19 protein-coding genes are annotated in these 22,257 nt (G+C 70.3%); 7 read left to right on the top strand and 12 right to left on the bottom strand.

Annotated features, from left to right (window positions below):
- Position 1 precedes the first annotated feature (1 nt).
- Both ABD401_RS02500 and ABD401_RS02495 read right to left on the bottom strand, forming a co-directional pair.
- Positions 2–808 (bottom strand): hypothetical protein, encoded by an 807-nt coding sequence (locus ABD401_RS02500; RefSeq protein WP_344601231.1) that lies wholly within the window; start codon positions 806–808, stop codon positions 2–4.
- Between the two features lie 52 nt (positions 809–860).
- A complete protein-coding gene (locus tag ABD401_RS02495; protein ID WP_344601229.1) occupies positions 861–2,552 on the bottom strand; it encodes a phytoene desaturase family protein in 1,692 nt (563 codons plus the stop codon).
- A gap of 121 nt (positions 2,553–2,673) precedes the next feature.
- Between ABD401_RS02495 and ABD401_RS02490 the strand changes: the two genes are divergently transcribed.
- Together ABD401_RS02490 and ABD401_RS02485 are read left to right on the top strand one after the other, a co-directional pair.
- The gene (locus tag ABD401_RS02490; RefSeq protein ID WP_344601227.1) at positions 2,674–3,729 is read left to right on the top strand and encodes an alpha/beta hydrolase; all 1,056 of its coding nucleotides are present in this window, start codon (positions 2,674–2,676) and stop codon (positions 3,727–3,729) included.
- Positions 3,730–4,066: 337 nt separating this feature from the next.
- Positions 4,067–5,653 (top strand): HNH endonuclease signature motif containing protein, encoded by a 1,587-nt coding sequence (locus ABD401_RS02485; protein ID WP_344601284.1) that lies wholly within the window; start codon positions 4,067–4,069, stop codon positions 5,651–5,653.
- A gap of 35 nt (positions 5,654–5,688) precedes the next feature.
- Here ABD401_RS02485 and ABD401_RS02480 read toward each other — a convergent pair whose 3' ends face one another.
- The gene (locus tag ABD401_RS02480; RefSeq protein ID WP_344601225.1) at positions 5,689–7,920 is read right to left on the bottom strand and encodes an acyl-CoA dehydrogenase family protein; all 2,232 of its coding nucleotides are present in this window, start codon (positions 7,918–7,920) and stop codon (positions 5,689–5,691) included.
- 44 nt (positions 7,921–7,964) lie between these two features.
- On the bottom strand, positions 7,965–9,122 hold the full coding sequence (locus tag ABD401_RS02475) for an acetyl-CoA C-acetyltransferase (RefSeq protein ID WP_344601223.1): 1,158 nt from the start codon (positions 9,120–9,122) through the stop codon (positions 7,965–7,967).
- Positions 9,123–9,258: 136 nt separating this feature from the next.
- On the opposite strand from ABD401_RS02475, the gene ABD401_RS02470 reads away from it, so the two are divergent.
- A complete protein-coding gene (locus ABD401_RS02470) occupies positions 9,259–9,897 on the top strand; it encodes a TetR/AcrR family transcriptional regulator (protein WP_344601221.1) in 639 nt (212 codons plus the stop codon).
- A gap of 112 nt (positions 9,898–10,009) precedes the next feature.
- Here the strand turns inward: ABD401_RS02470 and ABD401_RS02465 are convergent, their stop codons facing one another.
- Positions 10,010–10,645: a TetR/AcrR family transcriptional regulator gene (locus ABD401_RS02465; protein WP_344601219.1), complete on the bottom strand. Its 636-nt coding sequence runs from the start codon at positions 10,643–10,645 to the stop codon at positions 10,010–10,012.
- Positions 10,646–10,709: 64 nt separating this feature from the next.
- Between ABD401_RS02465 and ABD401_RS02460 the strand changes: the two genes are divergently transcribed.
- Genes ABD401_RS02460 through ABD401_RS02445 form a run of 4 tightly spaced genes read left to right on the top strand, consistent with a single transcriptional unit; the run spans position 10,710 to position 15,515 of the window.
- Positions 10,710–11,759: a phosphotransferase family protein gene (locus ABD401_RS02460; protein ID WP_344601217.1), complete on the top strand. Its 1,050-nt coding sequence runs from the start codon at positions 10,710–10,712 to the stop codon at positions 11,757–11,759.
- Positions 11,741–12,742 (top strand): DUF7064 domain-containing protein, encoded by a 1,002-nt coding sequence (locus ABD401_RS02455; protein WP_344601215.1) that lies wholly within the window; start codon positions 11,741–11,743, stop codon positions 12,740–12,742. The genes ABD401_RS02460 and ABD401_RS02455 overlap by 19 nt, the downstream gene beginning before the upstream one ends.
- The gene (locus ABD401_RS02450; RefSeq protein WP_344601213.1) at positions 12,739–14,196 is read left to right on the top strand and encodes an ABC transporter substrate-binding protein; all 1,458 of its coding nucleotides are present in this window, start codon (positions 12,739–12,741) and stop codon (positions 14,194–14,196) included. The genes ABD401_RS02455 and ABD401_RS02450 overlap by 4 nt, the downstream gene beginning before the upstream one ends.
- Before the next feature lie 38 nt (positions 14,197–14,234).
- Entirely contained in the window at positions 14,235–15,515 is a 1,281-nt protein-coding gene (locus ABD401_RS02445; protein ID WP_344601211.1) for a PucR family transcriptional regulator, read from the top strand.
- A 31-nt stretch (positions 15,516–15,546) separates the two neighbouring features.
- On the opposite strand, the gene ABD401_RS02440 is transcribed toward ABD401_RS02445, so the two are convergent.
- The 7 genes from ABD401_RS02440 to ABD401_RS02410 all read right to left on the bottom strand — a co-directional run.
- Positions 15,547–15,930 carry a hypothetical protein gene (locus ABD401_RS02440; protein WP_344601209.1) on the bottom strand — a complete coding sequence of 128 codons (384 nt, stop codon included), beginning with the start codon at positions 15,928–15,930 and terminating at the stop codon, positions 15,547–15,549.
- Between the two features lie 10 nt (positions 15,931–15,940).
- A complete protein-coding gene (locus ABD401_RS02435; RefSeq protein WP_344601207.1) occupies positions 15,941–17,290 on the bottom strand; it encodes a hypothetical protein in 1,350 nt (449 codons plus the stop codon).
- Entirely contained in the window at positions 17,287–18,072 is a 786-nt protein-coding gene (locus ABD401_RS02430) for an ABC transporter ATP-binding protein (RefSeq protein WP_344601205.1), read from the bottom strand. Before ABD401_RS02430 ends, ABD401_RS02435 begins: the two co-directional genes overlap by 4 nt.
- Positions 18,069–18,845 (bottom strand): ABC transporter ATP-binding protein, encoded by a 777-nt coding sequence (locus ABD401_RS02425; RefSeq protein ID WP_344601203.1) that lies wholly within the window; start codon positions 18,843–18,845, stop codon positions 18,069–18,071. The genes ABD401_RS02430 and ABD401_RS02425 overlap by 4 nt, the downstream gene beginning before the upstream one ends.
- The gene (locus tag ABD401_RS02420; protein WP_344601201.1) at positions 18,842–20,008 is read right to left on the bottom strand and encodes a branched-chain amino acid ABC transporter permease; all 1,167 of its coding nucleotides are present in this window, start codon (positions 20,006–20,008) and stop codon (positions 18,842–18,844) included. Before ABD401_RS02420 ends, ABD401_RS02425 begins: the two co-directional genes overlap by 4 nt.
- Entirely contained in the window at positions 20,008–20,886 is an 879-nt protein-coding gene (locus ABD401_RS02415; RefSeq protein WP_344601199.1) for a branched-chain amino acid ABC transporter permease, read from the bottom strand. The genes ABD401_RS02420 and ABD401_RS02415 overlap by 1 nt, the downstream gene beginning before the upstream one ends.
- A 3-nt stretch (positions 20,887–20,889) precedes the next feature.
- Positions 20,890–22,257, bottom strand: a 1,368-nt coding sequence (locus ABD401_RS02410) for an ABC transporter substrate-binding protein (protein ID WP_344601197.1), incomplete at its 5' end; no start/stop codon positions are given.

The following is a 22,257-nucleotide window of genomic DNA, read 5'->3' as shown; positions in this document are numbered from 1 at the left end:
GCTAGACGGACACCGACGTCGGGCGCGACTCCACCGGTGTCGGGGTTGCGGTCCGCACCAGGCAGATCCCGAGCAACCGGACGGTCGAGGCGATCGCCAGCGGGACCGTCAACGCGGCGACGTAGACCAGCGGCATCGGCGGGTCCTCGAAGCCGTGACGCACCGACAGGTACAGGATCCCCGTGCCGAACAGGCCGAAGGCGAAGGCGCCGGGCACGATCGCGATCAGCGCGACCTGGTCCAGCGCCCGCGGCAGCATCGGGGCGATCCGGAAGGCGAGGATGCCCGCCACCAGCGCCGACATCGCGTTCGTGAACCCGAGGAACAGCGGGTAGCCGAAGAACTTGTACGGCTGGTCGTCCTGGTAGCTGTAGAGCTCGAAGACGCTGACGTAGGCGATCTCGGCGGCGATGGCCATGGCGGCGACCGCGAAGTACATCGTCCAAACCGTGCGCATGTTCGGGGTGCGCATCAGGGTCCGCGCGACGAACACCGACGCCCCGCCGTAGAAGGCGACGTAGGCCGCCGGCACCCACACCGGCTGCGAGCTACCGAACGTCTCGTACAGGTTCCACTGGTTCTCCTCGTGGAACCACAACCCGTAGAGGTGGTCGTACAGCGGCTCCATCAGGCAGGTGAGACCACCGGAGAGCAGCAGGAAGAACGGCCAGGTGATCCGGTCGCGCCGCGCGACGGTGAGGACGTACCCGACCGCCAGGAACGCCAGGGCGAAGGTGAGCCCCGTCCCGACGATCTGTCCCCAGTCCCCGACCGGCTGGTCCTGCCCCAGGGTGTCGACCGGTGCCATGTCTCGTACCTCTCTCACGACGCCGGACAGATGCCGACGGCTGTTGCGTGGACTAGGACGTCGCCGGCGGCGTCGAGCCGGTGTAGGCGTCGGCGCTCTCGACGCCCTCCCAGAACCGGGCCTCCTCGACCGCGGCGGACCGACCCTTGCGGTCCTCGCGGCGGAAGACCTTGAGCATCGTCTTCGCCGCGTTCTGGCCGGGCATGCCGCTGATGCCCGCGACCGGGTGCGTGCCGGAGCCGGTGAGGAACAGACCCGGGATCGGCGTCGAGTACCCGGCGAAGCCGACGGCCGGCTTGTTCGGGCCGAACCGGGTGATCAGCGGGTCCGTGTGGTAGACCGACCCGTCCATCGCGAAGAAGCGTTCCTCGATGTCGGGCAGCATGCGGACCCGGCTGTAGATCTGCAGCTCTTCGATGCCCTCGTAGTAGTGGTCGCTCTGGCTGATGATCGTCTCGGCCGCCTGCTTGCGGGCCGCCTCCCAGCCCATGTGCGGGTCGTTGGGGGTCAGGCCCGACCAGAACCAGAAGACGTCGCAGCCGGGCGGGGCGAAGTGCGCGTTCGACGGCAGCGCCGTGGAGATCTGCGCCAGGCCCGGGATGTGCTGCGGCATCTCGCCGCGCTTGCAGGCGATCTGCGCCGCCTTGACCTGCTCGTAGTTGTGGTAGCCGTTGGCCGGGAGCCGCGGGTCGATGTCGTCCTTCCGCTTGGCCTTGATCTTGTCCATGCGGATCTGACCCTTGGTCAGCACGTCGAGCTTCATGTCGGCGAACCCACGCGACCGGGTCGGGATGTTCGCGACACGGTTCGCCAGGTGCGGGGGCAGGGTGCCGGGCGGGAGCATGTCGCGCAGCACGCGCTTCGGGCTGAACGCGGTCAGCACGCCCCGGCGGGCGTAGATCTCCTCGCCGTTCTTCAGCCGGACACCGACACAGCGGCCGTTGCGCATGACCATCTGCTCGACCTCGGCGTTGCAGCGGATGCTGCCGCCGTGGTCAGTGATCAGGTCGATCAGCGCGCGCGGGAGCTCACCGGTGCCGCCCTCGAACATCGCGACGCCGTACTTGGTGATGATGCCGAGGTAGATCAGCGACCAGCCGGAGAAGTCCGAGTCGTAGGACATGAACGGCAGACCGATCAGCACGCACGCCTTGATCGGGTCGGACTCGAACGACTCGTCGAGGACCTCGATCTCCGTCGCCCGCATCCACCGCCCGACCGCGAGCAGCTCGGAGCGGTGCTTGAGGGACTGCTTGGCCAGCTCGAGGATCGCCCGGGGGTCCGGCCGGGTCGGCGAGGTCTGCATCATCGGCAGACCGATGTCCACGGCCGCGTGGATGATCGAGTAGAGGTCCTTGAGCGCGGCGGCGTCCTTCTTCGAGAAGTACGCCAGCTCGTCGGCCGTCTTCTGGGCGTCCCGCCACAGGCCGAGCGAGGTGTGGTCGTAGTTCAGCTGCAGGTGGACCGGGTCGATGACCCGCATCTTCAGCCCGTACTTCTCCTCGAGCTGGAGGTCCTTCATGATCGTCGTCGTCCGGAACAGCGACGGCTGGATCGAGGCGTCGTTGACCTTGTAGCCGGGGCAGTCCTCGACCTCGGTCGTGGACGTCATACCGCCCGGGGACTGGTACGCCTCCAGGACCTGGACCTCGAGGCCGGCCTTGGCGAGGTAGGCGGCGGAGATCAGGCCGTTGTGCCCGGATCCGACCACGAGGACGTCGACGGTGCGCTTCGCAGAGGACATGCGGGCAATTCTGGCCCAGGCCAGACACAGTGTCTAGTCATCGTGTCCGGATATTGTCGTCCGGGGTACCGCCGAAATCTGACCATTGCGATCTCCTGAGAAAAACACAGATGATCGCCCGATGCGTCCCCTTCTGTCCGGCCTCGTCGCCGGCGTCCTGACCGCCGGCCTGCTCAGCGCGCCGGGCGGGACCTCCGCCGCCTCCGCCGCCTCCACCCAGAACCCGTTCGACATCGTCGAGGTGCCGATCAGCTTCGCGGTGAAGAACACCAATCGGACCACGGTCCCGTGCGCGAGCGACGGGAAGGACTACACGATCCGCGGCGTGGTCATCGGCCCCCGCGAGACGGTCGCCGGCGGTCGGGCCGCGACGCTGTACCTGCACGCGGTCACCTGGACCTCCGAGTACTTCCACCTCGACATCCCGGGCCACAACTACGCGCGCTCGCTCGCCGCACTCGGCCACGTCTCGATCGCGGTCGACCGCCTCGGCTACGGCAAGAGCGACCACCCCGCGGGTCTCGGCACGTGCTTCGGCTCCGAGGCGGACGTGGCCGGCCAGATGGTCGACGCCCTCAGGGCCGGCGACTACCAGGTCGCCGGACGCACCGCGGCACCCTTCGAGAAGGTCTTCCTCGGCGGGTCCTCGGTCGGCGGGATGATCGCCAACATCGCGGCGTACAGCTTCCACAACGTCGACGGCGTCATCAACCAGGGCTTCGGCGACTTCGCGGCCAGCTCCTACGCCGCCGAGGAGGTCTTCAAGGCCTCGACGAGCTGCTTCGAGGGTGGTGACTCCGGAGCACTCAAGGACTACGTGCACTTCGCGAAGGACTCCCTCGAGACCTTCTACTTCAACACGGCGTCGCCCGAGGTGCGCCGGCACGTCCCGGCCCCGGCGCCGGACCCGTGCGGCCAGATCGAGTCCGTGATGGCCGGGATCGGCAACGACGTCCTGCGCCTCGGCGAGATCGACGTGCCGGTGCTGCTCGTCTTCGGCACGGCGGACGCCGTCTTCCCGCCGCCGGCGATCATCCAGCAGGACCTGCGGTCCTTCGGGAGCGCGGAGGTGACGCGCGCAGGCATCCCCGGCGCGTCACACTTCCCGATCCTCGAGCAGCACGTCGACCTGATGCTGGGCGCGACCGATCAGTGGCTGGAGAACCGGCTCAAGTAGCGCTCGAACGCCCCCGCACGGCCCCCCGCGAACTTGGGGGTGTCACCCTTTCTTCACACGACCTGCACTGGAGATGACATCTCTTGTGCAGGCCCGACGCGCACTGGAGATGACATCTCTTGTGCAGGTGCCGGTGGTGCTGATGAGGTGTCAGAGACGTTGCGTCGCCGGGGATCCAGGGCCGCGGCGGACCCAGGCGTCGACGAAAACGGACTGTCGGTGGTGCCGTCTAGGTTCATCAGTAATGACGGGGACATCGACAGCAGCAGGGTTACCCACGCCGAGTGCGTGGGGCATCTCGTTGGGTATCGCGCCCGGCGAGGGCGAGTGCGCGTCGATGACCGGGGCCGAGTCGGTCGCGGTGCTGCGCGCCGCCCAGCGGCAGCTCAACGCCGCCCACGCGGTCTGGTTGGGCCTGGTGGCCGAGGTCGGGTCCCGCGCCCTGGATTCCGAGGACGAGATCGTGCGCCTGGCGGCCCCGGACCGCTGGGGCGCCGACGAGGTCCGCACCGCGCTGCGGATCTCCGCGTACTCGGGCAACGAACTGCTCGACTTCGCCTGGGCCGTCGTCCACCGCTTCCCGAAACTGCACGCCGCCATGGCCGCCGGCGAGTTGAGCATCGAACGCGCGAAGGTGATCCACTTCTGGACCCGGGACATGAGCGACGAGCACGCCCACACCGTCATCGACGAGGTCCTCGAGCACTGCTCGATCGACGCCGACCGCCCGTGGACCAGTGAGCAGATCGGGGCCCGGTGCCGCACACTCGGGATCCAGCTGGACCCGGACTGGGCCCAGCGACGGTTCGCCGAGGCCCACCGGGACCGGCGGGTGATCTCCTGGCGCAACGAGGACGGCACCGCCACCCTGGCCGCGCAGAACCAGGACCCCGCCCGGGTCGCCGGTGCGATCGCCCGAGTCCGCAAGCTGGCTGATGATGCGAAGCGGGACGGTGATCCGCGGCCGGTGGATCACCTGCGCTCGGAAATCGCGCTCAACCTGCTCGACGGCACCTACGCCGACCTCACCGACGGCCAGATCCTGGCCCACCTCGCCACCACCCGCCCCGCCGACGCGGAGATGGGTGAGACCGACGTGCCGGAGCCCGAGCCGGAGGCAGAGCGGGATCCGGCGCCGGCGCCGGCGCCGGTGGCGCGGTCCCCGCACCACGGGGTGCAGCTGACCGCGAAGGTCTCCACCCTGCTCGGGCTGGACCGCGACCCGGCCGGGCTCGCCGGGCAGGGACCGGTCCACGCCGAGTACGCCCGCGACCTGGTCCGCCAGCTCTCGGCCGGGCAGTGGCGCTTCGCGGTCACCGGCCCCGACGGCTACGCGACCAGCTCCGGGCTCGTCGGCGCCCGCCCCACCGGCTGGCAGCGGCGCCGGGCGGACGACCACGGCATCGTCGACCTCCTGATTCCCGCCGGCCTGCTGGCAGCTCTGCTGGACGGCACGCTCACCAGCCCGGCACTGACGCCGTGGTGGCCGGTACTGGAGGACATCGCCGACCAGGCCGCCACCGCGCCCCCGGCGACCGAGGACCAGGAAACCGACCCCGAGGACGCCCGGCGCCGTTTCCCCCGCCCAGGGCTACGCCGGGACACCCAGCTGCGGATGACCACCTGCCAAGGCCCCGGCTGCCGCCTCCCCGCCACCCGCGCGGAGATCGACCACACCCTCGACCACGCCCGCGGCGGCCTCACCCTGGCCGGGAACCTCGGACCCCTGTGCGAGCACGACCACGACCTCAAATCGAAAGGCGGCTGGCAACTCATCCGCCTGTCCGACCGCAAGATCCGGTGGATCACCCGCCTCGGCGCCGTCTACGACGTCGAGATCCCACCCCTGATCGAACCCGACAGACCACAAGAACGCGGTGAACGAAAACACCCCCGCCCCGCACCCGACGAGCCAGCAGCCTGAGGCTCCCGGGGCGGACAACGCCGCCCCGGGCTGGGTCAGCCCTTCGGCAGTCCGAGGACGCGTTCGGCGACGATCGACCGCTGAATCTGGTCGGTGCCGCCGGCGATGCCGAGGGCGGGCGCCGCGAGCATCGAGTACGACCACACCCCGGCCATCGGGTCGTCGCCGGACCACGCGGCCGCGGCGTTGCCGCCGAGGTCGAAGGCCGCCTGCGTGGTGAACCGCGCGAGCTGGGCAGCACCCATCTTCGAGATCGAGGCGAACGGGCCGGGGTCCTGACCCGGCTTCAGGGACGCCGCAACCTTGTGCCCGAGCAGCTGCAGACCCCGCTCCAGGACGAACACCTCGGCGAGCTTGGTGCGCGCCGTCGCGTCCTCACCCAGGCCGCGCTCGACGATGAGGTCCCGCAGCATCGCGAAATTGACCGGCGGGCTCATCGAGAGCGGGTCACGCCCGATCTGCACGCGCTCGTTCATCAGCATGACGAGGGCCGCGGTCCAACCACCGTTGAGCTCGCCGACGATCGCGCTGTTGGGGACGCGGACCTCGTCGAGGAAGATTTCGTTGAACTCGGCGTCGCCGGTCATCTGACGCAGCGGACGGGCCGTGATCCCCGGCGCCTTCATGTCGAGCACGAACATCGTGATGCCCTTGTGCTTCGGGGCGTCCGGGTCCGTGCGTGCGAGCACGAGGCCGTAGTCGGCGTGGTGGGCGTAGGTGGTCCAGACCTTCTGGCCGGTGAGAACCCAGTCGTCGCCGTCGCGAACGGCCTTCGTGCGCAGTGACGCGACGTCAGAACCGGCGCCGGGCTCACTGAACAACTGGCACCAGATCTGCTCGCCGCGCAGCAGCGGCCCGATGTAGGCGCGCTTCTGCTCCTCGGTGCCCAGCGTCAGCAACACCGGGACGCACATGCCGATCCCGATCCCGCAGACGTCCTCGAAGGTGTGCATGCCGCGGGCGGCCAGCGCGACCGCGGTGTCGTGCGCGATCGACAAACCCTGGCCGCCGTACTCCGTCGGCACGGTGACGCCCGCGAGGCCGGCCTCGGCGAGGGCGGCGCGGAACGCCCGGGCCGCGGCGACGTGGGCCGCCTCGTCGGCGTCCCGGCCGCGCGCGTGGCCGTGAGTGGCGAAGAACGCCCGGGCCCGCTCGGCGATCGCGGCGACGTCGTCGCTGGTCGCGCGCACCGGCTCGGCGATGCCCTTGCCGGCGATCAGCAGCTCGGCCAGCGCGTCCTTGACGGTGGCGGTCGACCCGGTGAGGACGGCGTTGGCGCGGGCCCGCCGGAAGTACAGGTGGGCGTCGTGCTCCCACGTGAAGCCGATGCCGCCGAGGACCTGCACGGCCCCCTGGGTGGCCTGCGCGGCGGCCTCGGCACACGCGACCGCGGCCGCGTTCAGCGCGGTCCGGGCCGGGCCCCGAACGTCCCCGCGGCACAGGTCGACCGCGGAGACCAGCAGCGCGCGGGCAACCTCGGTCGCGAAGAACATCTCCGCGCACAGGTGCTTCACGGCCTGGAAGGTGCCGATCTTCACGCCGAACTGCTCGCGGGTCTTGGCGTACTCGACCGCGGTCTGGACGCACCAGTCGGCGATGCCGAGGTTCTCCGCGGCGAGCAACAGGCGCGCGACCTGACGGGCCGCCTGCAGCGCCGGCTTCGCGTCGGCCGCCAGCTCACGGGCGCGGGTGCCGTCGAACTCGACGCGGGCCTGCGGCCGACCGAGGTCGAGGGTGTGCAGCGGCGTGCGGCGCACCGTCGAGGCCTCGACCACGAACAGCGCGAGCCCGCCGGCGGCCTTGGCCACGACCACGAGGACGTCCGCGGTCGCCGCGTCGACGACGTCGACCGAGCCGGTCAGCGTCCCGCCGACCGCCGTCACCGTCACCGGCGAGCCGTCGAGCGGCGCGGCGAGCACCGCGGAGCGCTCGCCGCTCGCCACGACCGGCAGCACCTCGGTGTCGTCGACCGCCGCGAGCGCCGTGGTGGCGATCGCGGTGGACAGGAACGGGACGGCCGCGCACGCCTTGCCGATCTGCTCCGCGACCGCCGCCAGCGCACCGACGTCCGCGCCGGCGCCCCCGCGCTCCTCGGCGACCGCCAGGCCGGCCGCACCCAACTGCGTCGCCAGCTGCTTCCAGGCGACGTCGTGCCGGATGTCGGTCGGCTGCACGGCCGCCTTCAGGTCCTCGCGGGAGGCGGTGCGCTCGAGCAGACGCGCGACCTCGGTCGCGAGTGCGGCCTCGTCCTCGGTGGGCCAGGTCATCGTGGTGCCTCTCTAACCGACGGGTCGCGGATCTACCGACGCTGTTACAGGCGCTCGAGGATGGTCACGTTGGCGACGCCGCCGCCCTCGCACATCGTCTGCAGGCCGTAGCGGCCGCCGGTGCGCTCGAGCTCGTGGAGCAGCGTCGTCATGATGCGGGCGCCGGACGCACCGACCGGGTGGCCGATCGCGATCGCGCCGCCGTTGACGTTGACCTTCTCGTGCGGGATGCCGAGTTCCTTCTCCCACGCCATCGGCACGCAGGCGAAGGCCTCGTTGCACTCGAACAGGTCGATGTCGTCGACGCTCAGGCCGGTGCGCTCGAGGGCGCGCTTGGTCGCGGGGATCGGCGCGGTGAGCATGAGCACCGGGTCGGCGCCCATGACCGACATGTGGTGGATGCGGGCGCGGGGCTTGAGTCCGTGCGCCTTCACCGCAGCCTCGGACGCGACGAGCAGCGCAGCCGCGCCGTCGGAGATCTGCGAGGAGACACCCGCGGTGAGCTTGCCGCCCGGCGCGAGTTCCTTGAGGCCGGCGAGCTTCTCCAGGCTGGTGTCGGCTCGCGGACCCTCGTCGGCGGTGATGGTGTCGTAGGCGAGGATCTCGCGGTCGAAGTGACCGTTCTTCTGGGCGTCGAGCGCGCGCTGATGCGACGTCAGCGCGAACTGCTCCATCTCCTCGCGGGTGATGTTCCACTTGTCCGCGATGCCCTCGGCACCGGCGAACTGGGAGAGGACGTCGGTGCCGTAGCGCGCGGCCCACTTCTCCGACCCGGTCCACGGGTCGGTGCGGCCGAGGCCGTAGTGCTCGCCGGCGGCGAACGCGCAGAGGATCGTGTACTGCGTCATGTTCTGGATGCCGCCGGCGATGATCAGGTCGTTCGTCCCGCTCATCACGGCCTGCGCGGCGAAGTGCACCGCCTGCTGCGAGGACCCGCACTGGCGGTCGATCGTCACGCCCGGCACGGCCTCGGGCAGCCCGGCCGCGAGCGCCGCGGTGCGGCCGATGTTGCCCGCCTGCGAGCCGATGTTGTCCAGGCAGCCGACGATGACGTCGTCGATCGCGTTGGGGTCGACGCCGGTCCGCTCGACGACCGCGGCGATGACGTGCGCGCCCATGTCCGCGGGGTGGATCTCGGAGAAGCCGCCCTTGCGGCGCCCGACCGGGGTACGGATGGCATCAACGATGTAGGCCTCGGGCACAGCAGATCTCCTCGACAGCAGGGCTGAAAAATCGGACGGTCCGTCCAGACACATCCTACGACCAGTGTCCAAAATCTCGGACATCCCGTCCAGACACCTAGTGGATCCGCGCCGTCCGTTCGGTCACAATGCGGCCATGCCCTCGATCACGCGCAAGGCCCAGAGCAGCCGGGCGCAGCGGCGCGACGACATCCGCGCGAAGCTGCTCACCGCCGTCGAGCAGATGCTGGCCGAGGGCGAGAGCTTCACCGAGCTCTCCGTCGAGCGCCTCGTCGCCCAGGCCGGCGTCGCCCGCTCCACCTTCTACGTCTACTTCGAGGACAAGGGCGAACTGCTCCGCGCCTGGCTCGAGGACATCACCGACTCCCTCGACGACTCCGCGACCGACTGGTGGGGCCTGGACGCGACCGCCGACCGCGACGACCTGCGCAAGGCGCTCTCGTCGATCGTGCTGACCTACCGGCCGCACACGAACCTGATGGCCGCCGCCTTCGACGCGGCCGCCTACGACCCGGCCGTCCGCGAGGCCGCGATGGGCCTGATCGCCCACAACACCGCCGGCCTGCGCAAGCACATCAAGGTCGGCCAGCGCGAGGGCTTCGTCGACCCCAACCTCCCCGCCGCCGAGGTCGCCGAGTGGCTGACCTGGATGGCCGAACGCGGTCTCCACCAGCTCGTCCGCGGCGCCCCCGACGCCACCGTCGAGGCCCTGATCGACGCGTACACCGCGATCGTCTGGAACACCCTCTACGCCCCCTGCAAGGGCGCCGTCTGACCCGCTTGAGACGGCGTCACCTGAGAGCGGCCTGAAAAGGGTGACACCCCTTACTGCGCAGTAAGGGGTGTCACCCTTTCTTGACATCGATGCAGGTCAGCGGGTCAGCGGGTCAGTGGGATAGCGGGGCCTCGGGGTCGCGGAGGCGGCTGAGGATCGCGGCGGTCATCTCGGCCTCGAGGCGGGTGTCGGAGGGGCGCTCGGCGCTCCGGGGGAAAATCAGGTCGTCGAGCAGCGCCATTCCGAGCACCATCGCGGCGGCGCTCGCCCGGGTGGCGGGGCCGACGGGGCCGAAGCCGGGGATGTCGGTGAGCTCGCCGATCCCGAGAATCTTCTGCAGCTCCGCGGCGAGACGGTCGAGCAGGTCGTCCTCGGCCGGGCCGGTGCCGTCGAGGCGATGGTTGATCGCGGCGATCAGGATCGGGCGGTACTCGCGGGCCAGCGCGGACAGGTGCTCGACGAACCGCTCCACACGTTCGGCCGGTGAGGAGTTCTGCGGGTTGTTCCGCGCGTCGAGGTACTCGGCCACGACCTCGCCGAACGGGCTGACGAAGGCCTCGGTGAACAGCCCGGTCTTGTCGCCGAACTGATTGAAGATCACCGTCTCCGAGACCTCGGCCCGGGCGGCGATCGCCTTGGTGGTCGCGCCCGCGTAGCCCTTGGCGAGGAACTCGTCCCGGGCGGCACGCAGCAGGAGCTCCCGCACGTCGGCGGACGCGCGGCGCGGTCGTTTCGTCGTCGCAGCCATTGACTAGTGACACTACACAAGTCCACGATGTGGTGCGGCACTACACAACGGACTTGGAGTCGACGTGGCCCTGGCGAATCGGATCGACCCGGCGCGCGCCGCCGCGGCCCTCGAACACTGGATGGGGCAGCCGGTCCGCGACCTGTCCGTGCCCACCGCCAGCGGCCTGTCCTGCGAGACCGTCCTGTTCACCGCCGGCGAGCGGCCGTACGTCGCGCGCGTCGCGCCGCCGGACGGCACCGGGCTGTTCCCGACCTACTGGCTCGAGGACGAGGCCCGGATCATGCGGACGCTGGCGGAGTCGACGCCGGTGCCGACGCCGCACGTCGTGGGCGTCGAACTCGACCCGCGCGTTCTCGGCGACCGGTTCCTCGTCATGGACCACATCGCCGGCCGGGTGCCGCCGGACGACCCGCCGTACTCGCTCGCGGGGTGGGTCCTCGACCTCTCCCCCGCCGAGCAGCACCGCCTGATCGACAACGCGATCGCCACGATCGTCGCCGTCGCGCAGGTCGACTGGGCCGGGCTCGACCTCCGCCTCAGCCGCGTCGGGATCGGCGAGCAGATCGGTTTCCTCGAACACCTCTACGTGACGGGACATCAGAACCGTCCGCACCCGGTCATCGAGGCCGGCCTCGAGTACCTGCGCACGCACGCACCGACGGACGAGCCGATGACGCTCTCCTGGGGCGACGCCCGCATCGGCAACATGCTCTTCGCCGACGACCTGACCGTCGTCGGCGCACTGGACTGGGAGCTCGCCTCGATCGGCAGCCCCGAGCTCGACCTCGCGTACTTCCTCTACGCGCTGCGCCTGTGGTCCGAGGGTTACGGCGCCCCGAGTCCGCCCGGATTCCCCGACCGGGACGAGATTCTGGCGCGCTGGACCGAGCTGTCCGGCCTCACGCCCCGGCACCTGGACTACTACGAGCGCTTCGCCGCGACGTTCGGCGCGCTCGCCGTGATGCGCGCGGGCCACCTGATGACCGAGGCCGGGATCCTGCCGCCGGAGTCGACGATGTGGCTGATCAACCCGGCCAGCGTCATGCTCGCCGGGTACCTCGGCGTCGACGTCCCCGCCGGCGAGGTCACCGGATGGGCGGGGCACCGCTGATGGGTCATTCCGTCCTGCCCGGCGAGACCGACCTGATCGGCCTCGACCCCCGCGAGCACGCCGGCGCGTACGCGCCGCACACCACGCACACGCACTACTTCGGCTTTCAGATCCCCGAGGCGGAGATCGGCTGCTACAGCTACATCCGCTACCAGCCGTACTTCCCGCTCATGCAGGGCAGCGTCCAGATCTTCCAGGGGCTCGACAACTCCTGCGTCCTCGACATGGCGCACCTCGACTACTCGATGACGCTGCCGTGGCCCGAGGTCGACGGCAACGTCATCACGACCAGCCGCGGTTACCGCATCGAGTTCGGCGAGCTCGGCCGCAAGGCCCGGATCACCTACCGCAGCGCGGACGGCCGCGCCGCGTTCGAGATCGAGCAGACGGCCCTGAGCCCGCTCGTCGGCCGCGCCGCCGTCATCCCCGGCGAGAATCTCGCGGGCACGATCACGCCCGGCGGCAGCGAGCAGTTCATGCACTGCGTCGGTGAACTGACGCTGCACGGGCGGACGTACGAGATCGACTGCAACACGATCCGCGACCGCTCGTGGAACCAGGACCGCACCGAGGACCGCCGCGGCCGCTTCGACGCCCCGATCTCGTGGACGCCGGTCTACCTCGACGACGGGCGGTACTTCAACCAGGTCGGGTTCGAGGGGCCGAACGCGATGTTCTCCTTCCTCGGCCGCGGCGACGAGATCCGCGAACTCGTCCTCGTCGAACGCACCGTCACCGCGATCCACCCGCAGCTGTACTACCCGCTCGCCCAGGAGATCGAGGCCGAGGACGCGACCGGTCGCGTCCTGCGCCTGACCGGACGGGCCGTCGCGGGGTCCCCGATCGTCTCCTGGCCGCACGCCTTCACCTACGACAGCGTCTATCGCTGGGAGACCGACGACGGCGGGGTCGGCTTCGGCCCGTGCCAGGGCATCTGGTTCGAGGAGCACCAGCACGCGATGAAGGATCGCGCTTCCCGATGAGGCGTCAGATCTCCGCTCTTGTCGGTGTTCTGAGCCTGAGCCTGACACTCGGGGCGTGCGGGACGCGGATGTCCACCGACGCGATCGAGGCCGCCGACGGGACCGCCGCCATGCGCGCCGCGGCCGCGGCCCCGGTGCACGCGAGCGCGCCCCTGCCGGCCGACCCGGACGTCGCGGTCCCCGCGACGACCGGCGGCGCACCGGCCACCGACCGGCCCGCGGCCACCGCGACCGCCGCGGGCCCGGCGACCGCTGCGGCGCCGCCGACCCGCCGCGAGGAACCTGCACAAGAGATGTCATCTCCAGTGCGGGCGACGTGTGCGAAAGCGCTGGCGCCGGTGGTCATCGGCCAGACCGCCCCGAGCTCGGGGATCATCGGCGCCTCGAACTTCAACATGCGCACCGGGCTCGCGCTCTGGCTGCGCGACGTCAACGCCCGCGGCGGGGTGCAGTGCCACCCGGTGCAGCTCTACCAGATGGACGACGCCGCCGACCCCGCGCGCGTGACGTCGAACCTCAACGAGCTCGTGAACAACAAGAAGGCGATCGCGATCGTCGGCGCCGGGGTGCCGACGACCTTCGCCGCCGCGAAGCGGTTCGCCGAGCAGAACGAGGTGCCGTTCGTCGGCGGCGACCTGATCGAGGCGCCGTGGTTCTCCAGCCCCTGGTTCTTCCCGCAGGGCGGCGGTCCGCTCGCCGCGTACGCCGGGGCGATGAAGGAGGCCGCCCGGGCCGCGAGCTCGGACCGGATCGGTCTGGTCTACTGCGTCGAGGCCGCGATCTGCGGTCAGATCAACGCGAACTTCGAGGCGATGGCCAAGGCCTCGGGCCTGCAGGTCGTGCTGCGCAAGATCTCCTCGATCACCTCACCCGACTACACGGCGGAGTGCCAGGCCCTGAGGTCCGCCGGCGCCGACGCGGTCTTCGTCGCGCTCGAAGGCTCCGGCAACGCACGCTTCGCGCGGTCCTGCCTCTCGCTCGGGTACACCCCCGCCGTCGCGACCTCGGCGCTCGCGGTCACCGCCGAGGCCGCGCTCGACCCCAACGTCCGCAAGCTCGGTGCGTTCCTCGGTGCCGGCAACGTCCCGTTCCTCGCGACCGAGGGCGGCGGCGTCCGCGCGTTCCGCGCCGCCTACGAACGGTTCGCGCCGGGCACCTCGATCGACCAGAACACCATCAGCCAGTACGCCTCGGGCCGTCTGTTCGAGCGGGCGTTCGCGCTCGTCGCCGACCGCGCGCGGGCCGGCACCCTCACCCGCGCGCTGCTGCTCGACGGGTTGTGGCTGGTCCGCAACGAGACGCTCGACGGGCTCGCCCCACCCATCACCTTCCACCGCGCCGCTCCCCCGAGCGCCAACGACTGCTACGGGCTGCTGCACCTCACCCCGGACGGTTACACCGCCCCCAACCGAGGCCGGTTCACCTGCTTCACAGGCCTCCCGAAGGGCTTTTGAATCGGACTCAGCACGGGGCCGGGCGTATATTTCGCGCCATGCCAGTCGACGTCGACGCGGTCGTCTCCGAGATCGCGCGCGTCATCGACACCAACCTGCCTGAGCTGACCACCGAACTGACGGACTACTTCGTCGAGGTCATCCCCGAGTTCCAGCACGACGAGACCGTGCGGCAGCTGATGGTCGCGAGCACCTCCTCCAACCTGGAGGCCATCGTCGACGTGCTCGCGCACAAGATCCCCGTCGACAGCATCACGGTCCCGGCCGCCGCCGCCGAGTACGCCCGTCGGTTCGCCCAGCACGAGCTCTCTCTCGAGGCTCTGCTGCGCGCCTACCGTCTCGGTCAGCACCGGCTCACCGAGTGGTCCCTCGCGCTGCTGCGCGAGATGCCCGACCTCGAGACGGACCGTGCGCTCGCCGCCGTCGCCGAGATCACCCAGCGCGTGAACCGCTACATCGACCAGGTCATCGCCGGGCTGATCGACATCTACGAGGCCGAGCTGCGGCGCTGGAACAGCCGCACGGGTGCGGCCCGCACCGCCCAGGTGCGCACGATCCTGGAGAACGAGAACCTCACGGACAGCTCCGCCGAGCACCTGCTGGGCACCCCGCTCTCGGGTCGGCACCAGGCCGCGATCGTGTGGGTGGCGCCGGCGACGCCCGACCCGGACGCGGCGTTGCAGGCGGCGAACCGCCTGCTGATCGAGGCCTCGGGCCGCAATCCCCTGACGCTGCTGGCCGACGACCACACGATGTGGGCCTGGCTCAGCGGACCGAGCGAGCCGCTCCTCGACCTGGCGCTGCTCCGGGAACGCCTGATCGCCCACCCCGGACTGCGCATCGCGCTGGGTTCGCCAGGGGCCCGACTCAGCGGGTTCCGGAGCACGCTCCGCGAGGCCCAGCGGGCCCGCAAGGTGGCCGAGACGATGAGCGACGACGACCAGCTCGTCAGTTTCGACGAGGTCGCGATCGCGGCGTTGCTCACCGACCACCCCGACGAACTGTGGAACTGGACCGAGCGCGTCCTCGGCGGTCTCGCCGCCACCGACGACTCCACCGCGCGACTGCGCGCCACCGTCCGCTGTTTCCTCGACGCCAACGGCAGCTTCACCGAGGCCGCCGCCCGGCTTCACCTGCACAAGAACACCGTCAGCTACCGGATCCGCAAGGCCGAGGAGGTGCGCGGCCGGCCCCTCGGCGACGACCGCCTCGACCTGGAGGTGGCCCTGCTGGTGTGCGATCTGCTGTGGAAGCGCGTCAGCGCGATCGCGGCACCGGCCCCCAGCACACCGAAGTCCCGCAGCGTCCGCTCGGTCTGAGCGGCGCTACGGGACTCGGCGGAGGTACCTGCTAGACGTGGTCCCGGGGGGCGCCGACGCTGCTGTTCTCCAGCCGCTGCGGGGGCGCCGGGTTACGGACCTCGAGCTCGAGGGTCGCACTCTCGAGGAAGGCACGCAGCTCCGCGAGCGCGGCCTCCTTCCACTCCTCCAGCGACTCGGTCACCGCCGCGGCCCGCCGGCTCTGTTCCTGCATCTGCTGCTGGATCATCACCATGGCGCCGAGGCCGATCAGCGCCAGCCCCACCAGGCCACCGGATGCGAGGTACGGCATCTGGAGCACGATGTCGTCGTTACGGCGCACACCGAGGAACCCGAGCAGCACGCCGACCAGGCCGCTCAGGACCAGAGCACCGGCGAGTGCCTTCAGTCGGAGATCTCTCACGCGGTCGTTCATCGGTGCTCCTCTATGCGATGGGGCGCTTGCGAAGGATGGCGAGCAGGCCGCCTATGCCCAGCGCGGCGGCCAGGAGTAGGTAGCGGTACCCGTCCTTGAACTGGTCCGGGGCGAGGCTCGGCCGGGTGAGGGTGAAGCCGGCCGGAGCCGCCGCGGCCGGGGCGGTGGCACCGATCCCCACGGTCGGCAGCGCGCCGACCGTCGACGGCAGCGCGCCGAGATCGGCGGTGGCGGGCAGGTCCGCACCGGTGGCGGTGTCGACGCCCGGGAGCGCCGAACCATCGGTTCCCGCGGCCGGAGCCAGGTCCGGACCCCCGAGCGAACCGAGGGCGCGCGAGGTGACCTTGGCGGTGACCTTGCCGTACTCGAACGTCTCGTCCGACCCGATGTCACTGGGCCGCTCGATCTCCGAGTCCGGAAGCTTGTAGCGGAAGGTGAAGGCGGACCCGTACAGCTCGGCCTCTCCCTCGCCCACCTTCACGGTCTCGGTCGAGGCGATGAACGTCAGGCCCTGCTCGGCCAGTCCGGCCACGCCCGCGTTGAAGGCCGCGATGCTGGAGGCCGGGAGCGGAATCTGGTCCGAGATCCGCAGGCCGTTCTTGTCGAGGATGACCGGCACGCCGGCCAACGACGCTCCGGACGTGTGCACCTGCAGTGACGTGACGGGCTTCTGGCCCGGCGCGATGGTGATCGTCGCGATGCTGTCGACGTTCGCGATCTTCAGGCCGGTCGGACCGCCGATCAGCAGGTTCTGGATCGAGCTGATCGCCTTGGTCTGGACGGTGCCGTCCGGCAGCACCGCGCTCTCGCTGCGCGAGATGCCCGCGCCGGCGGTGTAGATCGGGGTCGTGATGCTCTGCCCGGAGGCACTGGCGATCGCGTTCGGGCTGTCACTGGCGCGCGCGGACAGGTCCGCGTTGCGGACCTCGCTGCCCAGGCTCGGTCCGCCGCCGTTGCCGGCGGACAGCGAGTTCTCCCGCGGGGCGGTCTCCGACGGCGGGTCCTGTGCGTTGACGACGGTCGGGAACTGGGTCATCGTGCCGGGCGGCGCCGAGGTCACCACGAACGCGTCGCCGAGCGGCCCCAACGTGAAGCCCGCGGCCAGGGCCTGGGACTTGCCGATCTGGACCGAGCTCTGCGAGACGAGGTAGCCGCCGGCCGTCTCGACCGGCACGCGGCTGACCACGCTGGCCGGGGTTGCGTGGCTGGAGGCGTAGTACACCGCGAGGTTGTCCGGCGCCGCCGCCTGGGCGGGCGCGTTCCACACGAAGGCCACGCCGGCGGTGAGCAGCAGGGCGGTGGATCCCGCCGCGGTCTGCACTCCCCGCTTTCGCAGCAGCTCTCTCTTGGAGTTGCTCATAGGTGGTAGGCCTCCTCGACCGCGCCGATCCGGATGGCAGCCGCCGGTGTTCCGCTGAACGCCACGTGCCCCTTCTTCAACACGTACACCCGGTCCGACACGTCCATGGCCCGGTGCACGAACTGCTCGATGAGCAGGATGGACAGTCCTTCCTTGTTCAGCTCCAGGAGCCGAGCCAGGATCTCGTCGACCACGAGAGGGGACAGACCGAGGCTGAGCTCGTCGATGAGCAGCAGCTTCGGGTCACTCATGAGCGCCCGGGCGATCGCGAGCATCTGCTGCTCGCCGCCGGACATCGACCCGGCGAGCTGCGCACGGCGCTCGGCCAGCCGGGGGAACAACGCGTAGGCGTCGGCGAGGCGCGACTCGACGACCTTCGAGCGGCGACGGACGGACCAGGCACCGAGGCGCAGGTTGTCCGTCACGCTCATCTCGGGGAACACCCGACGGCCCTCGGGCACGTGGGCGAGACCGGCCTGGACCGCCACGGCCGGGCCGCGGTTGTCGATCCGGACGCCGTTGACGCTGACGGTCCCGGCCTGCGGCCGCACCAGACCGGTGATGCCACGAAGGCTGGACGTCTTCCCCGCGCCGTTGGGTCCGAGGAGGGCGACGATCTCGCCGGGGTTGACCTGGAGGGTGAGCCGGCGGACGGCCAGCACGTTGCCGTACCCGACATCGAGCGCGCGGGTGGCGAGAATCGGCTTGGCCGCACCGGTCACGGCCTTGACCGCGTCGGGAGCCGGGGAGCCGGCGGCACCGCTGTGCGACGTGACGGTCATACGGCGGCCTCCTGGACCGTGCTCCCGAAGTACGCCGCGCGGACCTCGGCGTTGGCCCGGATGTCGGCCGGGGTGCCCTGGGCGAGCAACTTGCCGAAATTCAGAACGTAGATTCGGTCGCAGATCGACAGGATCATCGCGACATCGTGCTCGATGATAAGCACCGACATGTTCCGTTCACGGCTGATTCGGGCAAGAAGTGCCCCGAAATAGGCCGATTCGGTGCTGTCCATCCCGGCGCCGGGTTCGTCGACCAGCAGCACCGTGGGTTCGAGCACGATCGCCCGTGCCACCTCCACCATGCGCTGCGTGCCGAAGGGCAGGTCGCCCACGGGGGCGTCGAGCACCTCGGTGAGCCCGCACTGGTCGGCGATCGAGTGGACGATCCCGCGCGACTTGCGCTCGGCGGCGCCGGCGAGGCCGAGCGCCGCGCGCAGCGCGCCGGCGCCGTAGTGCCGGTGACGCCCCAGCAGCAGGTTCTCCTCCACCGACAGGTGCTTGAAGAGCTGCGCCTGCTGGAAGGTACGGGCCAGGCCCATCTTCGCCCGTTCGCTCGCGGGCATGTAGGAGATGTCCGTGCCGTCGAGCGTGATCGAACCCGACGTCAGTTTCTGAGCCCCGGTCAGGCAGTTGAAGCAGGTCGTCTTGCCGGCGCCGTTCGGGCCGATCAGCCCGACGATCTCGCCGGGGCGGACCTCGATGTCGACGTTGTCGTTGGCGACAAGGCCGGCGTAACGCTTCGTCAGGCCGGTGCCGATCAGATGGCCGCTCATGAACGCACCCCCGGGACGATCCGAACCCGAACCACGCTGCCCACCGGGGGTGGGCTGTCCGCGACCGTGGCGTGCACCCGCGGCGGGGTGTGGTCGACCTCCTCGTGCGGGACGAACGAGCCGTAGCGCACCGGTTCGCCGCGCACCGCGTCCGCCACCGCCTTGCGCGCCGCCTTCAGGGCGCCCGTGACGCCGTCGTAGCCGGAGAGCAGGGTGAGGAGCAGCGCGATCGACGTCACCAGGAACAGTCGGACGTCGAACATGTTGACCAGTGGCTGACCGACCGCCAGGAAGGTCCCGCCGACCAGGGCACCGAGCAGCGCCTCGGCGCCGCCGAGCACCGGCATGGCCAGGTAGAACAGCGACTGCAGGACACTGAACTGCTCGGGGGCCGGCGTCGCCTGGAACAACATCCCGTAGAACAGACCCGCGATCGAGGCCAGGGCGGCGGACGCCGCGAACAGGCCGATCTTGTACGGCGCGATCTTGATCGCCATGGCCTGAGCGGCCTGCTCGGAGTCGCGGATGGCGAACAGCACGCGGCCCACGTCGGTGCGCCGGGTGTTGTAGGCCAGCACCAGCGCGATCGCCAGGACCACCAGCACCGCGTAGTACAGACCGCGGTCGGAGGTCGTCTGGATGCCCACCAGGTCCGCGCGCGGGACCTGGTCGGCGGCGATGCCCCGGACCTCGGGCCGGGTGAAGAAGTACTGCTGGCACGCCGCGCCGAATGCCAGGGTGGCGATCGTGAAGTACACGCCGCGAAGCCGCAGGGACGGGATGCCGAGGATCAGGCTGACGGCGGCACCGATGAGACCGATCAGAGGGACCGTCAGAACCAGGGGCACGTCGTTGTTCAGCAGCTTGGCGCCGAAGTAACACCCGACACCGACGAAGGCGGCGTGCCCGAGACTGATCTGGCCCGTCCACCCGACGAGGATCACCAGGGAGAGACCGATCAACGCGTAGATCGCCGACAGGCTCCCGTAGAAGTGCGCGACCTGCGGAGTCAGCAGCGGCCAGACCAGCAGGCCGATCGCGATCGCCGCGACCGTGCCCACTTCGAGGGCCTTGCCGTTCATCAGCGGACCGCCGGTGAGCCGGACGCCGCGATCCGCGGCGTCCCTGACGCTGTCCACGCCCGCCTGCACGCCCCGAGCCATCAGAACTCCGAAACGACGTCGAGGGTCGGCTTGTTCGACCGCACCAGCAGCACTCCCAGAAGCGCGATGAAGACCAGCAGCTGACCGATGCCCGCGACCGGCTGGTACCCCTGGCCGAAGCTGAAGATCAGCCCGACCGCGACCCCACCCGCGCCGGCCAGCGGCAGGCTGTTGAACCCGCCGAGGGCCGCCGCGACCAGGGAGGAGATGAGCACGAACGTCAGGCTGATCTGGTCGAGGCTGTTGAGGTGGATGTACATCAGGCCGGCCAGCGCGGCGCTCGCACCACCGATCGCCCAGGTCAGTGTGACGATGGAGCGGACCGGCAGCCCGACGATGCGGGCCGCACCTGGGTCCTGCGCGATGGCGGTGATGCCCACGCCCACCCAGGTCTTGGCGAGCATCCAGTACAGCCCGCCGGCCAGGAGGATGACCAGCCCGGCCGTGGCGATCTGGTGGACCGTCACACCCGTGTTGCCGATACGGACGAGCGTGTCCGGGAACACCGAGGCGATGACCGGGTTGTTCGGGCCCCACAGCTGCACGGTCAGCTCGGTGAGCAGCAGCAGGACGCCCGTGGTCGCGGTCAGGGTGGCCAGGGCGCCGCGCGACTGCACGGGCCGGACGACGAACTTCTCGACGCCCGCGCCGAGCACGGCTCCGACGAGGATCGCCCCCGCCGTGGCGACCGCGACCGGAAGGCCGAAGTCACCCATCAGCGTGTAGTGGAAGACGAACGCCGAGAAGACGCCGATCGCACCCTGGGCGAGGTTGATCACCCGGCTGACCCGGTAGATCACCACCACCCCGAGGGCGACCAGGGCGAAGATCGCGCCGTTGGCCAGCCCCGTGACGAGATATCCGAAGAACCTCTCCATGGATCAGAACGTCCGCGCCGGGGCGATCCGGCTGCGCGTCCGGTCCGCGACGAAGTCCGGACGCACGCTCTCCGAGACGCTGGACTTCGCGCCGGACGGCGAGAACCGCTTGGACTCGATCTGCCACTGCAGGTTGTCGTCGGCCTTGAGGATGATCCCGCTCGGCACGGCGTTCTTCAGGTTCGCGAAGTCGAGCTTGAGGCCCAGACCGACGTCGAACGAGCGCATCGTCTTGAGCTGCTTGACGAAGTCCGTCCGGTTCACGTTCGGGCCGATCGCCTTCAGCGTGGCCACGATCGCGGCGGCGCCGACGTAGGCGGCCTGCTCGTAGAAGTGGTGGAAGGTGTTCGGGTAGTAGAACTCGGTGATCTTCTTGTACTCGCGCAGCCCCGGCGAGTCCGACTTGTAGAAGTCGTACATCGTCAGGCCGTACATCCCCTTGCCGTACGCGCCGGCGGCCTGCGGCACGTCGTCCGCGGCGACGAACCCGCCGAAGAAGATCGGCTTCCAACCGGTGCGCTGCGCGGCCTGGATGAACTTGATCGTGTTCACCGGGTCGTTGCAGAACAGGACCGAGTCGACGTTCGCGTTCTTCAGCGCCGCGACCTGGCTGTCGAGGCTGGTCTCCACGTCGGCGTTGAGGGCGACCGACACCATCTGGGCGCCGAGGGCCTCGGCGGTGGACTTGACCTTGCCGGTGCAGGACGGACCGGCGCCGTTACGGAGTTGCGAGACGCCGATGCGCTTGACGCCCAGCGCCTTCACCGCGTGGGTGGTGATGAGAGCGCCGACCGAACCGCCGGGGATCTGCGTCGGGTACATCCACGGGCTGGTGAACTCCTGGTCGTACAGACCGGAGGAGCCGACCCACGGCAGCTTGTTGTCGGCGAGGGTCTTCTGAACGATGTCCAGGTTGAAGTCCAGGGACGGGCCCATCATGAAGACCTTGTCCTGGGCGGCCAGCTTGGACAGGCAGCCAGTCGTGCCGTCGGCGGTCCCACCGGTGTCGCACGGTGAGTAGACGATCTTGCGCCCGCAGATGCCGCCCTGGCTGTTGATGTAGTTGAAGTAGGCGGTGGCCGCGTTCTGCGACACCTGGCTGTACTTGTCCAGGAAGCCGCCGTTGAAGAACGTGGCGCCGATCTTGATGGTCGTCTCGGTGACCCCGGTGTCGGTGGCGCCGCCGTTGCCGCCGGCCGGTGCGGCCGCGCCGCACGCGACGGTGCCGCCGGCCGGCTTGGTGGCCGTGGCGCCGGTGCCGTTGGTCGTCGCCGGCTTGTTCTTGTCGCCGGTGGCGGCGGTGTCGGTGGCGGTGGCGGGACCTGCGCCCGCCGCCGCCGGCGCGTCCGGGCCAGGGACGACCGCTCCCGG

This window comes from Sporichthya brevicatena (assembly GCF_039525035.1).
Taxonomy (GTDB): Bacteria; Actinomycetota; Actinomycetes; order Sporichthyales; family Sporichthyaceae; genus Sporichthya; species Sporichthya brevicatena.
This window is presented reverse-complemented; position numbering and strand designations above follow the sequence as displayed.

Bases quoted from the DNA above. Each gene is read 5' to 3' on its own strand.
- ABD401_RS02500 (WP_344601231.1), bottom strand. From the start codon at position 808: ATGGCACCGGTCGACACCCTGGGGCAGGACCAGCCGGTCGGGGACTGG.
- ABD401_RS02495 (WP_344601229.1), bottom strand. From the start codon at position 2,552: ATGTCCTCTGCGAAGCGCACCGTCGACGTCCTCGTGGTCGGATCCGGG.
- ABD401_RS02490 (WP_344601227.1), top strand. From the start codon at position 2,674: ATGCGTCCCCTTCTGTCCGGCCTCGTCGCCGGCGTCCTGACCGCCGGC.
- ABD401_RS02485 (WP_344601284.1), top strand. From the start codon at position 4,067: ATGACCGGGGCCGAGTCGGTCGCGGTGCTGCGCGCCGCCCAGCGGCAG.
- ABD401_RS02480 (WP_344601225.1), bottom strand. From the start codon at position 7,920: ATGACCTGGCCCACCGAGGACGAGGCCGCACTCGCGACCGAGGTCGCG.
- ABD401_RS02470 (WP_344601221.1), top strand. From the start codon at position 9,259: ATGCCCTCGATCACGCGCAAGGCCCAGAGCAGCCGGGCGCAGCGGCGC.
- ABD401_RS02465 (WP_344601219.1), bottom strand. From the start codon at position 10,645: ATGGCTGCGACGACGAAACGACCGCGCCGCGCGTCCGCCGACGTGCGG.
- ABD401_RS02455 (WP_344601215.1), top strand. From the start codon at position 11,741: ATGGGCGGGGCACCGCTGATGGGTCATTCCGTCCTGCCCGGCGAGACC.
- ABD401_RS02450 (WP_344601213.1), top strand. From the start codon at position 12,739: ATGAGGCGTCAGATCTCCGCTCTTGTCGGTGTTCTGAGCCTGAGCCTG.
- ABD401_RS02445 (WP_344601211.1), top strand. From the start codon at position 14,235: ATGCCAGTCGACGTCGACGCGGTCGTCTCCGAGATCGCGCGCGTCATC.
- ABD401_RS02440 (WP_344601209.1), bottom strand. From the start codon at position 15,930: ATGAACGACCGCGTGAGAGATCTCCGACTGAAGGCACTCGCCGGTGCT.
- ABD401_RS02435 (WP_344601207.1), bottom strand. From the start codon at position 17,290: ATGAGCAACTCCAAGAGAGAGCTGCTGCGAAAGCGGGGAGTGCAGACC.
- ABD401_RS02430 (WP_344601205.1), bottom strand. From the start codon at position 18,072: ATGACCGTCACGTCGCACAGCGGTGCCGCCGGCTCCCCGGCTCCCGAC.
- ABD401_RS02425 (WP_344601203.1), bottom strand. From the start codon at position 18,845: ATGAGCGGCCATCTGATCGGCACCGGCCTGACGAAGCGTTACGCCGGC.
- ABD401_RS02420 (WP_344601201.1), bottom strand. From the start codon at position 20,008: ATGGCTCGGGGCGTGCAGGCGGGCGTGGACAGCGTCAGGGACGCCGCG.
- ABD401_RS02415 (WP_344601199.1), bottom strand. From the start codon at position 20,886: ATGGAGAGGTTCTTCGGATATCTCGTCACGGGGCTGGCCAACGGCGCG.